We start from the raw sequence: 13,844 nt of genomic DNA, 5'->3' as shown, positions 1-13,844 counted from the left end.
AAAGGATCCGCGCAGCAGGTCTCGGATGCGTTATAATGAGAGACAACCATAACAGTTACAAGGAGGTGCTTACTGATGTACCCAAAAACCCAAAAGAAAATCGAAGAGATGCTGAAAGGGAATGTTTTTCCGGGAGTGAGCTATACCTTCATCGACAAGGACAAAATCGAATCGCAACTGATCGGATCGGCGGCGATACTGCCCGAGCGGGAAGCTCTGCGGGATGGTCTGCTCTATGATCTGGCATCCTTGACGAAAGTGGTCGTCACGACGACGCTGCTGCTCCAGCTGCATGAGGAAGGGATAGTCAATTTCGAGGATCTGGTGCAGGACTACCTGCCGGCCTTCCCTTCGGATGAGGTGACGCTCCGCCACTTGCTGACGCACACGTCCGATCTGAAAGGCTACATCAAAAATCGCGATGCGCTTTCCGCCGAGGAACTGGCTGCGGCCCTGATTGGGCTTGAACCGGGCGAGAACCTCGGCAAAAAAGTGGTCTATACCGATACCGGCTTGATCCTGGCAGGCTTCATCATCGAAAAGTTGACCGGAAGATCGGTGGCGGAAAACTTTGAGGAACGGATCAAAAAACCGCTGGCGATGACAAGGAGCACCTACCGGCCGACCGACCCGCTGGACTGCGTTCCGACCCAAAACCATCCGATCAGGGGCGTGATCCGCGGTGCGGTGCACGATCCCAAAGCGCTGGTCCTGGGCGGTCATTGCGGAAGCGCCGGGCTGTTTGCGCCGATGAGTGATCTGATCCGTTTCGTTCAGATGCTGCTGCATTTCGGGGAGTGGGAAGGCAAGCAGATCTTGCAGAAAGAAACCGTCCGAACCTTGCTGCAGGACTGGGGAGGCGTTCCGGGCCAGCCGCGCTCTTTGGGGTGGAACCTGTTTCAGGAAGGGGATGACGTTGTTCTGTGGCATACCGGCTACACGGGCACGTTCATGATACTGGATCCGGAGCGGCAGGGCGCATTCGTTCTGCTTTCGAATCGGGTCCACCTGGAGGACCGCAGGCCGGAATGGATAGCGGTCCGCGATGAGCTGATCGCCGTCTACCTGAAGGAAGCCCGCGAGGAGGAAGCAGAGTAACAAAAAAACGCCACTTTTGGGGTGGCGTTTTTTTGTTGTCCTTTGATGGACGGCATTCTTCAGAAAGCGGAAGGGGAAGTTGCAGCTTCCCCGATCCTGTTCGGAGGTCCGAAGAAAAAGAGTAGTTTCTCTCAGTACTTAAAGAGTATACAGCGATACTCTGAATATAGTATGACAGCTTATTAATATTTTGTATAGTATCAAATGAGAATGTTCACATGAAGCCCAAAAAGGCACCACCGCTCACAAATTTGAGCGGCGGTGCCTTTTTATCAGGGATGTAATCAGCCGCCCCAGACTTCGTCGGCGATCTGTTTGACCAAAGCCAATTTGGCCCACTGCTGCTCTTCCGTCAGGTTGTTGCCTTCTTCGGTCGAGGCGAAGCCGCATTGCGGGCTCAGGCACAGTTGCTCCAACGGCACATACTTGGTTGCCTCAGCGATCCGCGCCTTGACTTCGTCTATATCTTCCAGTTCCGGTGTCTTTGAAGTGATAAGGCCCAGGATGATTTGGCCGTCGCCTTTGTAGTAGCGCAAAGGCTCGAATCCGCCGGCGCGGTCGGTGTCGTATTCCAGGAAGAAGCCGTCATAGCCGGTTTCGCCGAAAAGTTCTTTCGCAACGGGCTCATAAGCGCCTTCCTGCGAATAGGAAGAACGGAAATTGCCGCGGCAGATATGCGTCGTGACGACCAAATCTTCTGGCAGGCCGATCTGGATGTTTTTGACGTTCTCCGTAGCGACGCGCTTCAATTCGTCATACGTTTCCTGCGAACCGAAAATTTCCAGCGCTTTGTCCGAGCAAAGGTCGCCCCAGAAAGTGTCGTCGATCTGGATGTAGCGGTTCCCCAGCGAATAGAAGTGCAGGATCGTGTCGCGGTAGGCCTGCTGCAGGTCGGCAGCGTATTCCTCCAAGGTAGGATAGATTTCTTCGTTGCGGAAACCAAGGCGGATCAATTGGTTCGGGCTCGGGATCGACACTTTCGCCACGGCTCGATCGCCGACAGCTTCAGCCAAAAATTGGTAGTCCGCGAAGAAGGGGTGTTCCGGATTGAAGGCGATCTTGCCGATGTTGCGCACGCTGTGGGCGCTGGTCACGACATTGTGGAATTGTTTGCCCTGCGCCGCAAGGTACCCTTCAAAGCCCAACAAGTTCTCGAGGAAATCGAAATGCCAGTAAGAGCGTCTGAATTCGCCGTCCGTGATGCCTTTGTAGCCAAGTTCAATCTGTTTGTCGACGATGCGTGTGATTTCGACGTTTTCGATTTCGCGCAGGGCTTCTTTCGTGATTTTGCCTTCAGCCAGCTTTTTGCGGGCCGCTTTGATGCTTGCCGGACGCAAGAAGCTGCCTACGTGGTCTGCGCGGAAAGGCGCTTTCGTTCTGATTAAAGTTGTTTGGGTTGTCATGATATTTTCCTTCTTCCGTCTTTTTTTTGTAAAAAAATACGTCCTTGCGCATGATGCTGCGCAAGGACGTATGAAAGATTCACCGTGTTACCACCTTGATTCGGAAAAACCTCTCGATTTTCCCCTTAGCCAGTGCGCCGAAGCAAAACGCTGTTCCGGGATACTGTGACGCTGTAACGGGCATTCCCGTGGAGGGCTAAGGTTCCAAAAAGAGCGTTCGCCGTCCATCCACTCGAAGACCATTTTCCGGATAGCATCCCTGTCCTCTTTTCAGCTGCCGAGGTTCTCTGTGCATTTCGTCCATCCGTACTTATCTTTTCAATGTGATTTTATTTTGAAATTTATATACATAATAACAGCAAGCTAAGAGCGAGTCAAACGGTTTTAATTATTTTTTCATTTTCTTTGCACAAGAAGGAAATTGCAATTCATGCTCTGAGGGTATATACTTCACATAGATAGATGTCTATGTGAGGGCGTCAAGTGCGTCAGAAAGGGCTGAATAGCCTCAACTGGCAGCAGGAAAAGAGGAAATAAATATGGCAATCGAATACAAAAACTATGCGAAATGTCTGAAAGTGTTATCGGACGAGACCAGATTGGAAATCATGGACTTGCTGTCGGAAGGCGAGATGTGCGCCTGTGCTTTGTTGGATCAATTTTCGATCACGCAGCCGACTTTATCCTACCACATGAAGATGATGAAGGACTGCGGGCTGGTGGACAGCAGAAAAGACGGCATTTGGGTCAAATACTCCGTTAACCACGAAAAGTTGGACGAGTTGAAGGATTTTTTCCAGACAATGGCCAAACAAAACACCACGGTATAGGGAAGCGAGAGCGGGGATGGAAATGGAAATCAAAATACTGGGGCCAGGCTGCCGCAACTGCGAAAAACTGCATGCCAATACCACCGAAGCACTGAAGAAAATCGGGCAGGAAGCAACCATCATCAAAGTGGAGGATCCGAAAGAAATCGCCAAGTACGGCATCATGCAGACACCGGGGCTGGTCATCGATGAAAAGGTCGTCTCCTATGGGCGGATCCTGACGCCCAAACACATTGCAGAACTGCTGCAAAAGTGACAAAGCGAGAAGAATACCTATCCTCGAATGAACAAGCTGCGATAACCGGGTGTTGCCCCGGCACTATCGCAGCTTTTTTTGCAAGGTTTCAGCACCTGCAAACAACACATTGACATTCATCTATATGTCGGCGTATACTATCACATAGATAAATGTCTATGCGATAGGCGGATAAAATACAAAACAGAAGGTGCAGTTCATCATGGGAATATTTCAATGGTTAAATGATCAATTATTAAAAATGCAGTGGCTCAGCGATTTGGTCGGTGTGCTTGTCCGGGATGTCTTCGGATTGGATCTCGCCAGCAGAGTGGGCGGCAGCATCCATTTCTTCATCTACGACGTCATCAAAATCTTCATCTTGCTGTCGGTTTTGATTTTCTCGATTTCATACGTGCAAAGTTTCTTCCCGCCTGAGCGGACGAAGAAAATCTTGGGCCGCTTTGATGGGATCACCGCCAATATTTTGGCGGCTTTGTTGGGGACGATCACGCCGTTCTGTTCCTGTTCCTCGATTCCGCTTTTCATCGGCTTCACCGGGTCGGGCTTGCCGTTGGGCGTGACGTTTTCGTTCCTGATTTCTTCGCCGCTCGTCGACTTGGCATCCATCATCCTCTTGGCCAGCATTTTCAACTGGCGCATCGCCATCGCCTATGTCGTGGTGGGATTGATCCTTGCGGTTGTCGGCGGAACGTTGATCGGCAAAGCGCATCTGGAGGATCAGGTCGAGTCCTTTGTGTTCGGCAGCCCGGCGATCGAGCTGGAGGAAGCCGAGTTGACAAGGAAAGACCGGATCGATTATGCGATTGATCAGGTGAAGGAAGTCGTCCAGAAAGTCTGGCTTTATGTGCTACTTGGTGTCGGCATCGGGGCGGCCATCCACAACTGGATCCCCGAATCGGTCATAACGGCATTGCTGGGTCAGGATAAATGGTATTCGGTATTGGTGGCAACTTTCGTCGGCATTCCGATGTACGCGGATATTTTCGGGACGCTGCCCATTTCCGAAGCGCTTGTCGCAAAAGGCGTCGGACTGGGGACCGTATTGTCCTTCATGATGGGCGTGACAGCCTTGTCGTTGCCGTCGATGGTCATGCTGAAGCAGGTCGTCAAACCGAAACTGTTGGGCCTTTTCTTCGGAATCGTCGCTGTCGGCATCATCATCATTGGCTATCTGTTCAATTTCTTGGGACCTTTGTTCATGTAAGTAAATCAAAAAATAATAGCTAGGAGGAATCATCATGGAAATCAAAATTTTGGGTATAGGCTGCAAAAACTGCGTGAATCTGGCAAAAAACACGGAAGAGGCTTTGAAGGAACTGGGGATGGAAGCGACCATCACGAAAGTGACCGACATGAAGGACATCGCCAAATACGGCATCATGCGCACGCCGGGATTGGTCATCGACGAAAAAGTCGTTTCCTACGGCAAAGTCGCCAGTGCGGATGAAATCGCAGAACTGCTGAAAAAATAAAAATTTGCGGAAGCGTCGGGCGGGGAGTATTTTCCCACCCGGCACTTTTTTTTGTTTCTGATTGGATTTATGATTGACTATAGATCGAAGGAAATCTATATTATAAAGGTACCAAAAAAATTCAGGCTAATACAAGCTATTCAAAAATACAAACAAGCTAAGGGGAAATAAATCATGACGAACATCACTATCTTTGAACCGGAAACAAGCAGCAGTTTGTTCAGCAGTCAGGATGCCTTGCGCATCGCAGCGGTAATGGAGGCCTTGGCAGAATTGGAGAACTACGAAGCATTGCTTTTCAATCTGACGGATGATGCGGAGCAATTCGAATCCAACAAAGCAGTCAGCGAAAAAATGGAAGCTGAAGGGAACGCAGTCCTGCCGATCACCGTTGTGGATGGAGAAATCGTCAAAACCGGCGCCTATCCGACCAACGACGAAATCACCGGGCACATCGGCGTGCGCTTCGTTGAAGCATCTGAAGGCGGCTGCGGCTGCGGTGGCTGCGGTTGTGGCGGTTCAGCGGAAGCTGAAGAAAAAGAAGAAGAGCAAGCCGAATCCGGCTGTTGCGGCGGCAACGGAAAAGAAGGCGGCTGTGGCTGTGGCGGACATGGACACGGGCACCACCATCACCATGAAGATAGTGCGCAAGCAAAAGGCGGTTGTGGTTGCGGCGGGCATGGTCACCATCACCACTAGAATGTCGGTCGCTGCTGACAACAGCAAAGAGTAAACGTGATTCGGGCTATCCCCGGCTCGCGTTTCTTTTTCCGGGATAGATAGAAAAACTTCTATGTAAAAGGAGCATCAGTAAGTATGGATTATGAAAATTATGCAAAAATCGCCAAAGCTTTGGCGGATCCGAAGCGCGTCAAAATTGTCGATATGCTTTCCTGCGGGGCCATGTGTGCCTGCGACATCCTTGAGCATTTCGATTTCACCCAGCCGACGTTGTCCCATCACATCAACTTGTTGGTGAAGGCGGGCCTGGTGACGACGGAAAAATCCGGCACATGGCATTATTACGACCTGGACAAAGCCGCCTTCGAAAAATTCAAGGCGGATACTGCCGGACTGATGGCCGATACGCCGGCATGCATCTGCGAACCTGTGCGGTCGAAAGCTGTCTGCGCGACGGAAGCAAAAGAAGCAAAAGAGCCGATCAAATAACGCAAGAACAGGGCTCCAAAGCGCATTAAATAATAAATGGGGGTATAATAAAATGAGTGGAAAAGAACAATCAAGCATTTCGTTTTTCAATAAATATCTGAGTGTCTGGGTAGCAATCTGTATGGTAGTGGGGGTTTTGATCGGCAAATATCTGCCAGCCGTACCCGAATTCTTCGGGAAATTTGAATATGCAAACGTCTCGATTCCGACGGCCGTATTGATCTGGGTCATGATCTATCCGATGATGATGAAGGTGGATTTCCAGAGCGTCCGGGACGTCGGAAAAAATCCGAAAGGGCTTTATGTCACTTGGGTAGTGAATTGGCTGATCAAACCGTTCACCATGTACGCCATTTCCGCCTTTTTCTTCTTTGTCGTCTTCAAAAATTTCATCACGCCCGAGTTGGCGACGGAATATTTGGCCGGTGCGATCCTGTTGGGTGCCGCACCATGTACTGCGATGGTGTTCGTCTGGAGCCAATTGACGAAAGGCAATCCGGCGTACACAGTCGTCCAGGTTGCGACCAATGATTTGATCATCCTGATTGCCTTCATCCCGATCGTCAAATTCTTATTGGGCGTCAGCAATGTCACGGTGCCTTGGGACACCTTGATCCTGTCGGTTGTGCTGTTCGTTGTGATCCCATTGGTGGGCGGCGTCTTGACCCGTATTTTCGTAACGAAGAAGAAAGGGGCCGCCTATTTCGAGAAGGAATTCCTTTCTAAATTTGATGACGCGACTACCGCGGGGCTATTGTTGATGCTGGTGTTGCTGTTCTCTTTCCAAGGAGAGGTCATCCTGGAAAACCCGTTGCACATTTTGATGATCGCCGTGCCTTTGACGTTGCAGACATTCCTGATTTTCTTCATTGCCTATTTTGCAAGCAAAGTGTTTAAGCTTCCGCATGCAATCGCAGCACCGGCAGGCATGATCGGCGCATCGAACTTTTTTGAATTATCGGTTGCTGTTGCCATCGCGTTGTTCGGCATGGATTCTCCGGCAGCCTTGGCGACGGTTGTGGGCGTCCTGACCGAAGTGCCGGTGATGCTGATTTTGGTGAAGATCGCCAATTCGACAAGACACTGGTTTCCCGGCAAAGAAAATACTCTAGTGAGTCCTGTTAAACCGTAAAAATAATCCAGCTTAGCTGAAAAGGAGCGTTTTTTAATGAAAATCATTGTGATCGGTTCGGTAGCGGCGGGCACCTCGGTAGCAGCCAAAGCGCGCAGAAACACAGAGGAAGCGGAAATCGTCGTCTACGACCAAGGGAAGGACATTTCCTATTCGGTTTGCGGCATCCCCTACAAACTCGGCGGGGAAGTCGATTCCGTGGAGCGTCTGACGCCGCGGGATGCGAAATGGTTCAAAAAGCGCTATGACGTCTCCATCTTTACGGAACACAAAGTGACGAAAGTGGATCATGAAGCCAAAAAGATTCAAGTCGAAGACCTGGTGACTGGACAGCTCAAAGAGGACGATTACGACGTCTTGGTTTTCGCGACGGGTGCCTCGCCGCTTACGCCGCCGCCTTTCGATCGGTCTGTGTACGACAATGTCTTTCATGTCCGCAATATCCAGGATCTTCGTGACATAGAAAGTTATTCGGAAGCGAATCAACCGAAAAAAGCGCTGATCATCGGTGCCGGTTTCATCGGTCTGGAGATGGCTGAACAACTCGTGCAGAAGGGCTGGGATGTCACCATCGTCCAGCTGGAAAACCAAGTGATGCCGCCGATGGACGCGGATATGGCTTTCCGGGTGGAAGAAGTCCTGATGGCCAATGGGGTGCATCTGCACCTCGGGGATACTGTCAAGACCATCGAAGGTAAGGGGTCCGTCAAAAAAGTGGTGACGACAAAGGGCGCCGCCATCGAAACGGATATCGTCATCCTGGCAGCCGGCGTGCGTCCGAACACCGAGCTCGCCAAGGAAATCGGCGTCACGATCGGAGCGACGGGTGCCATCACCGTCAACAGCAAAATGCAGACGAATATCCCGGATGTTTACGCTGTCGGCGATGTGGCCGAAAGCTTCTCCGTCATCACAGGCAAACCGATTTACCGTCCGTTGGGATCCACCGCCAACAAAATGGGCCGGATCGCCGGCGACGTGATCACAGGCGGTGACCTGGAGCACAGAGGCGTGCTGGGCACCGGCATTTTCCGCGTGTTCAATCTGCATGTCGGCCAAACCGGATTGACCGAAAAAGAAGCGAAGGCCGCGGGTTATGCGGTGGAAATCCTTTACAACATCAAACCGGACCACGCCGAATATCTTGGGGGCAAGGAACTGACCACCAAGGCTTTGGCCGATAAAGCGACAGGACGCGTCCTGGGAGCCCAAATCGTCGGATTCCAGGGTGTAGACAAAAGGATCGACGTACTCGCCACGGCCATCACTTTCAAAGCGAAAGCGGAGGATCTGTTCCACCTGGATCTGGCCTACGCTCCGCCGTTCGCAACGACCAAAGATCCGATCCTTTACACAGGCATGGCTTTGGATAACGCTTTGCATGGAAATCCTTTGATGACGCCGGCCCAGTTGGTCGAAACGCAGCAAAAAGGCGAATCCATCCAGGTGATCGACACGCGTTCCGCCAAGGACTTCGAAAAAGGGCACGTCCAAAATGCCATCCACATCCCTTTGGGGGAACTGCGGGCGCGCGCCGGAGAGCTTTCCAAAGATATTCCGACGGTGACATACTGCAACAAAGGCGTGACCGGGAACGCCGCTCAGAATGTCTTGATCAATCTGGGTTTCCAGGAAGTCTACAACCTTTCCGGCGGCAACAAAAACTATCAAAGCTACCTCAAAATGCTGAAGCGAAAAAGCTGACTGTTGAATGCCTGAATGCATGCGAAAAGAAGTAGGATCCGAAATGGGTTCTACTTTTTTGCATTAAAATCTGATTAGGGGTGGCAATTGCCAAAACGAGTGATAGAATGAAAAGTAAGTCAAATATTTGGGAGGATGAATCTATGAGTTATGATTTTGAAACGCCCGTCAATCGGAGCAACACCGGGTCCGAAAAATGGGCAGCCATGTACAGAAGCAATCCGAACGTGGGGAAGGATGTTTTTCCTTTCTCAGTGGCGGATTTGGACATAAAGACGGCACCGGAGATCGTCGAGGGACTGCAGGAATATATCGCAACGGCCGTAATGGGCTACGATTTGCCGACCGACAGCTACTACAAGGCGGTCATAGACTGGATGGAAAGCCGCCATTCTTGGGAAATCAAAAAAGAATGGATCATCTGCACGCCGGGAATCATCGCGGCTTTCTACTCCGCTATCCGGGCGTACACCGAACCGGGCGACGGCGTCCTCTACATGGGACCGGTCTATTACCCGTTCATGAAATCGATCAAGAACACGAAACGGACGCTCATCAACAATTCATTGATCCGCAGCGGTGACCGTTATGAAATCGATTTTGACGGCTTGGCCGATAAAGCCAAGGATCCGAACACAAAGCTGATGCTGTTCAGCAACCCGCATAATCCGGTCGGCCGCGTTTGGACCAGAACCGAGTTGGAAAAAGTGGTCGAAATCTGCGCCGCCAACGGTGTCGTGATTTTGGCGGATGAAATCCACCATGATCTGATCATGCCGGGGCATGTCTTCACACCGATGGCATCCGTATCCGCTGCCGCAGCGGACATCTGCATCACGGCGACCGCCGCCAGCAAATCCTTCAATATTGCGGGTCTGCGCAATTCCAACGTCATCATTTCGGATCCGGAACTTCACACGGCATTCAAGATGGATATGGAAATGACCGGCATCGGCGGCGGAACCAATGTCATCGGCTTGAAGGCAACCGAAATCGCCTACACGGCAGCCGAGGACTGGCTGGGGGAATTCAAAGCCTTGATCTGGCACAACCACGAAACACTGAAGGATTTTCTGGCAAAGGAACTGCCGGAAGTGACCGTCTTCGATCTGGAAGGAACCTACCTGCAATGGCTGGATTTCAGCGCATTCGGATTGTCGCACAAGCAATTGGAGGAAATCACGGAGCAGGAAGCGCAAGTGTTCCTGGATGAAGGCTACATCTTCGGGGACGAGGGCCGCGGCTACGAAAGGATCAGCCTGGGGGCCCCTACGAAAACGCTGATGGAAGCGATGGAGCGCCTTGTTGCAGTCATGCAGAAATACCGAAAACAAGGATAGCAGACCGGGTCGTCTCGTTTCGAGGCGGCCCTTGTTTCTTTCTCCGGCGAACGGAGGCTTCAACGGAGTTCGGCCAGCATTTTATCATGCGTTCTCCGATGAGGAAGGCTTCGTCGGACCTGCGTCCAAAAGTTACCGGTATCCGCCAGCGAAAGGACCACTCACCGGACTTGCGCGCCGATTCCGCTGTCCTCCTCCGACTAGCGCGCCCGCCGATATCTAAAGAATTTGCTAAAATTACGCAAAAGCAAGCATCCTTCATCCTTTCTTCACAATCGGATGCTATACTGTAGAGTAACAAAAAGAAAGGTTGATGAAACATGTTGTATCCATTCTTCGACAGCACCTATCTGTTGATCCTCCTAGGTATCGTGATTTCCATGATCGCATCCGGGTTCGTCAAACGTACCTTCCATACCTATAATCAAGTGAAAAGCCAGAACGGCTATACTGCTACCGATGCAGCGCGCTTCATCCTGGAGCAATCTGGCATCCACGATGTGCGGATCGAGCGCGTTCGCGGGGATCTGACGGACCATTATGACTCGCGTGACAAAGTGTTGCGTCTTTCCGACACGACAGCCAATTCGACTTCGGTTGCGGCCATCGGAGTCGCTGCCCATGAGGTCGGCCATGCTATCCAGGATCAAAAAAATTACATTCCGTTGCGCTTGCGCGCTGGGTTGGTTCCGGTAGCCAATTTCGGCCAGACGCTTTCCATGCCGATGATCATGATCGGCGTGTTCTCGGGGATGAACCAGACCTTCCTCAATTTGGGGATCCTGTTCTTCTCGTTCAGCTTCCTGTTCCAAGTGGTCACTCTTCCGGTCGAATTCAATGCCTCCGGACGCGCGCTGAAGATTCTGTCCAATGGTGGGATCCTGAATGTGCAAGAAGTTCCGAAAGCCCGCAAAGTTCTTGTGGCTGCGGCCATGACTTATGTCGCGGCTGCCTTCATGAGCTTCCTGCAATTGCTCCGACTGCTGCTGCTTTTCGGCGGCGGAAACAATGATGATTAAGTGACGGGAACCCTGTAATTTTGCGGTCCGCCCGAAAAAACTGCAGCGGCCCAACCAACGGACCGGAGCAGTTTTTTGCCGTACAAGATAGCCTGAAGGGCAGTCGTTAAACTTGTTATCTCAGGGTGGCTATACTATAATCATATTAGCATTTTGGAAGTCTATATCGGAAAAGAGTTCCAAATCCGACTCTGGAAATAGGAGCAAAAAATGAATCCTGACAAACAATCCCAAGACAAGCGCGTCATAGCCACAAAGAAAAACCTTTTGCATGCATTGATAACCCTTCTGGAAGAAAAACCGATCGAAGAAGTGACGGTGAGGGAACTTACGCAACGCGCAAAAGTGAACCGGGGAACTTTTTACCTTCACTACGCAGACAAGCATGACCTGTTGGAGAAAAACATCGATGCACTGATCCTGGAACTCCAGGACAGGGGGAAAGAAATCACAAAAACAGCCCTCTCCGGTGCAGAGGAAACGGAGTTCCGACAAATAACGGTGGAAGCATTCACGGATATCTTCAGTTACATCAAGGAAAACGAACGCTTCTTCAGCGTGCTTTTCAATGGCAGAAGCAGCTATTCCTTTCCCATTAAATTCAACGACTATCTTAGGGGGCGGCTGGAGGAGCAGCTCCGGTCGAAAAAAACCGTCATCCCTTATGAACACTGGATCACCGCAGTTTCCTTCGCGTATCAAGGGATGATCTACTCATGGGTGACGAACGGCATGAAAGACTCGCCTGAGCGGATGGGCGAGTATGGCTATTACTTCATTTCCCAAAGCGTAGTGGAAATAACCAGAGGAACGTGACAGTTCCCTAAAAAATATTCTTGCGGTCGAGCGACAGGAGGAAACGCCATGGCGAGAAGCAACCTTGATTTGAATGTGATCCAGGAGATACTGAACAAGACAAAAGAAGAAGTGGAAAACATGCATCCCGTCAACATCCTGCTGGCGGGGAAGACAGGCGTCGGGAAAAGCACTTTGATCAACAATGTCTTCCGGGAACGGATGGCTGAGACCGGCATCGGCAAACCAGTCACAAAGCATCTGCGCCGGATCGCGAAGGAAGGCATCCCAATCGCGCTGTATGATACGCGCGGTCTGGAATTGGGCCATCCGATCCAGACCGAAGTGAAGCGGGAAATCATCGAGGCCATCAAGAGGAGCCAAAAAGAAGGGTCCGATCAAGCGATCCATGTGGTTTACTATTGCATCAATGCGCATTCGTCCCGCATCGAGGAATCCGAGATCGCCTTCATGGAGGAACTTGCCGGGTTGGTGCCGGTATTGGTCGTCCTGACGCAATCGATCGGAAAGCCCGCGGACGAGTTGAAGAAGTACATCGAAAACTTGAACTTGCCGATTGCGGGCGTGCTGAATGTGATGGCGGAACCATATGCGATCACAGATGAGCTGGTGATTCCGCAGACAGGCTTGAAGGAACTGATCGAGCGGACATTTGCGGTGCTGCCGGAGGAGACGAAAGAGGCTTTTAACAACGCCCAACAGGTGGATATCGCACGTAAAGCGAAAGCATCCCGAAGTTGGGCGACCAAATATATTGCGACCACATTCGGCGTCGGTTTCACGCCGATCCCTTTTTCCGATGCGACGTTGTTGGTGCCGATGCAGGTCGGCATGTTGGCCCACATCACTGCCATCTTCGGCATCTCGATGGACAAGGCTGCCATCACCAGTGTGATCGGCGCTGTCGGCGGAACCGGAGGAGCGACTTATCTGGGGCGTTATATCGTCTCCAACCTGCTGAAGTTGATCCCTGGTGCGGGGACGGTCGTCGGCGGGGTCATCAGCGGCGCGACGGCTGCTGTCCTGACGACCGCCTTGGCGATGAGCTACATCGAGGTGCTGACGGTCGTGGCAAAAGGCGAAAAAGACGGCAAATATCCGGACCTCAGCAACATCGAGACGCTGATGCGCGAAAAAATGCGGGAGCGGCTCAAAATGGGGACCAAAGACCAGGACGTCAAAGAAGTCCTGGAAAATCTGAAGAAGAGCAAGCCATTGAAAAAATGGCTGAAAAAATAGAAAACAAAAGAGGCTGGGACTAAACTCCCAGCCTCTTTCTTACCTCCAGTCAAGTGTTTTGTTGAAACTTTATTCGGAGAGATGAAGCTTTTTTGATGGGGGAGGGGTACCCCTCCCCCATCAAAAAAATTTTCGCATGACAAATAGACCTAACGATTTTCATTTTTTTCGCAAGGCCTGTGTGGTATATTTAAATTAACTTTTCTTGCGATTTCTGAGCTGGTAGTGCGGACTCATAATCGTAAAGTATATCGTGTGTAATAAGGTGAAGTGCTACCTTCAAAAACTTATTTATGCACGCCACAATCGCAACCTTATGAGGCTTCCTCTGAGGTTGCGTTTTTAATTTGTCGTAATAATCC

The 13,844-nt window shown here is 51.1% G+C and carries 14 protein-coding genes; 13 read left to right on the top strand and 1 reads right to left on the bottom strand.

Translation table 11 applies throughout. The features are described 5' to 3' along the window. The first annotated feature begins 75 nt into the window (after positions 1-75). Positions 76-1,098 carry a serine hydrolase domain-containing protein gene (locus tag BMX58_RS11145; protein WP_068624365.1) on the top strand — a complete coding sequence of 341 codons (1,023 nt, stop codon included), beginning with the start codon at positions 76-78 and terminating at the stop codon, positions 1,096-1,098. Positions 1,099-1,382: 284 nt separating this feature from the next. Here BMX58_RS11145 and BMX58_RS11140 read toward each other — a convergent pair whose 3' ends face one another. Next, positions 1,383-2,501 carry a 5-methyltetrahydropteroyltriglutamate--homocysteine S-methyltransferase gene (locus BMX58_RS11140; protein ID WP_068624363.1) on the bottom strand — a complete coding sequence of 373 codons (1,119 nt, stop codon included), beginning with the start codon at positions 2,499-2,501 and terminating at the stop codon, positions 1,383-1,385. A 539-nt stretch (positions 2,502-3,040) separates the two neighbouring features. Here BMX58_RS11140 and BMX58_RS11135 point away from each other — a divergent pair. The 12 genes from BMX58_RS11135 to BMX58_RS11080 all read left to right on the top strand — a co-directional run bounded on the left by BMX58_RS11135 (position 3,041) and on the right by BMX58_RS11080 (position 13,482). Next, on the top strand, positions 3,041-3,331 hold the full coding sequence (locus BMX58_RS11135; RefSeq protein ID WP_068624361.1) for an ArsR/SmtB family transcription factor: 291 nt from the start codon (positions 3,041-3,043) through the stop codon (positions 3,329-3,331). A 22-nt stretch (positions 3,332-3,353) separates the two neighbouring features. After that, positions 3,354-3,587, top strand: coding sequence for a thioredoxin family protein (locus BMX58_RS11130; protein WP_068624414.1), 234 nt, complete (start codon positions 3,354-3,356; stop codon positions 3,585-3,587). Between the two features lie 202 nt (positions 3,588-3,789). Then, positions 3,790-4,794, top strand: coding sequence for a permease (locus tag BMX58_RS11125; RefSeq protein ID WP_068624359.1), 1,005 nt, complete (start codon positions 3,790-3,792; stop codon positions 4,792-4,794). A gap of 34 nt (positions 4,795-4,828) precedes the next feature. Further along, positions 4,829-5,062, top strand: a complete 234-nt coding sequence (locus BMX58_RS11120; RefSeq protein WP_068624356.1) for a thioredoxin family protein — start codon at positions 4,829-4,831, stop codon at positions 5,060-5,062. 174 nt (positions 5,063-5,236) lie between these two features. Next, positions 5,237-5,761, top strand: coding sequence for an arsenic metallochaperone ArsD family protein (locus tag BMX58_RS11115; RefSeq protein WP_068624354.1), 525 nt, complete (start codon positions 5,237-5,239; stop codon positions 5,759-5,761). A 117-nt stretch (positions 5,762-5,878) separates the two neighbouring features. Then, entirely contained in the window at positions 5,879-6,232 is a 354-nt protein-coding gene (locus BMX58_RS11110) for an ArsR/SmtB family transcription factor (protein WP_068624352.1), read from the top strand. A 52-nt stretch (positions 6,233-6,284) separates the two neighbouring features. Continuing rightward, entirely contained in the window at positions 6,285-7,364 is a 1,080-nt protein-coding gene (gene arsB, locus BMX58_RS11105; protein ID WP_068624351.1) for an ACR3 family arsenite efflux transporter, read from the top strand. A gap of 36 nt (positions 7,365-7,400) precedes the next feature. After that, positions 7,401-9,068, top strand: coding sequence for an FAD-dependent oxidoreductase (locus BMX58_RS11100; RefSeq protein ID WP_068624350.1), 1,668 nt, complete (start codon positions 7,401-7,403; stop codon positions 9,066-9,068). 143 nt (positions 9,069-9,211) lie between these two features. Beyond that, on the top strand, positions 9,212-10,408 hold the full coding sequence (locus tag BMX58_RS11095) for a MalY/PatB family protein (protein WP_068624348.1): 1,197 nt from the start codon (positions 9,212-9,214) through the stop codon (positions 10,406-10,408). Positions 10,409-10,728: 320 nt separating this feature from the next. Next, positions 10,729-11,427: a zinc metallopeptidase gene (locus BMX58_RS11090; RefSeq protein ID WP_068624346.1), complete on the top strand. Its 699-nt coding sequence runs from the start codon at positions 10,729-10,731 to the stop codon at positions 11,425-11,427. 210 nt (positions 11,428-11,637) lie between these two features. Next, complete coding sequence (locus BMX58_RS11085; protein ID WP_068624344.1) at positions 11,638-12,243, top strand: TetR/AcrR family transcriptional regulator; 606 nt, start codon at positions 11,638-11,640, stop codon at positions 12,241-12,243. 48 nt (positions 12,244-12,291) lie between these two features. Then, positions 12,292-13,482 (top strand): YcjF family protein, encoded by a 1,191-nt coding sequence (locus tag BMX58_RS11080; RefSeq protein WP_068624342.1) that lies wholly within the window; start codon positions 12,292-12,294, stop codon positions 13,480-13,482. The last annotated feature ends 362 nt before the right edge of the window (positions 13,483-13,844 follow it).

The sequence above is a fragment of the Trichococcus ilyis genome (genome assembly GCF_900109135.1).
GTDB lineage: Bacteria > Bacillota > Bacilli > Lactobacillales > Aerococcaceae > Trichococcus > Trichococcus ilyis.
This window is presented reverse-complemented; position numbering and strand designations above follow the sequence as displayed.

Bases quoted from the DNA above. Each gene is read 5' to 3' on its own strand.
- BMX58_RS11125 (WP_068624359.1), top strand. From the start codon at position 3,790: ATGGGAATATTTCAATGGTTAAATGATCAATTATTAAAAATGCAGTGG.
- BMX58_RS11120 (WP_068624356.1), top strand. From the start codon at position 4,829: ATGGAAATCAAAATTTTGGGTATAGGCTGCAAAAACTGCGTGAATCTG.
- BMX58_RS11135 (WP_068624361.1), top strand. From the start codon at position 3,041: ATGGCAATCGAATACAAAAACTATGCGAAATGTCTGAAAGTGTTATCG.
- BMX58_RS11115 (WP_068624354.1), top strand. From the start codon at position 5,237: ATGACGAACATCACTATCTTTGAACCGGAAACAAGCAGCAGTTTGTTC.
- BMX58_RS11100 (WP_068624350.1), top strand. From the start codon at position 7,401: ATGAAAATCATTGTGATCGGTTCGGTAGCGGCGGGCACCTCGGTAGCA.
- BMX58_RS11130 (WP_068624414.1), top strand. From the start codon at position 3,354: ATGGAAATCAAAATACTGGGGCCAGGCTGCCGCAACTGCGAAAAACTG.
- arsB (WP_068624351.1), top strand. From the start codon at position 6,285: ATGAGTGGAAAAGAACAATCAAGCATTTCGTTTTTCAATAAATATCTG.
- BMX58_RS11090 (WP_068624346.1), top strand. From the start codon at position 10,729: ATGTTGTATCCATTCTTCGACAGCACCTATCTGTTGATCCTCCTAGGT.
- BMX58_RS11080 (WP_068624342.1), top strand. From the start codon at position 12,292: ATGGCGAGAAGCAACCTTGATTTGAATGTGATCCAGGAGATACTGAAC.
- BMX58_RS11145 (WP_068624365.1), top strand. From the start codon at position 76: ATGTACCCAAAAACCCAAAAGAAAATCGAAGAGATGCTGAAAGGGAAT.
- BMX58_RS11085 (WP_068624344.1), top strand. From the start codon at position 11,638: ATGAATCCTGACAAACAATCCCAAGACAAGCGCGTCATAGCCACAAAG.
- BMX58_RS11110 (WP_068624352.1), top strand. From the start codon at position 5,879: ATGGATTATGAAAATTATGCAAAAATCGCCAAAGCTTTGGCGGATCCG.
- BMX58_RS11095 (WP_068624348.1), top strand. From the start codon at position 9,212: ATGAGTTATGATTTTGAAACGCCCGTCAATCGGAGCAACACCGGGTCC.
- BMX58_RS11140 (WP_068624363.1), bottom strand. From the start codon at position 2,501: ATGACAACCCAAACAACTTTAATCAGAACGAAAGCGCCTTTCCGCGCA.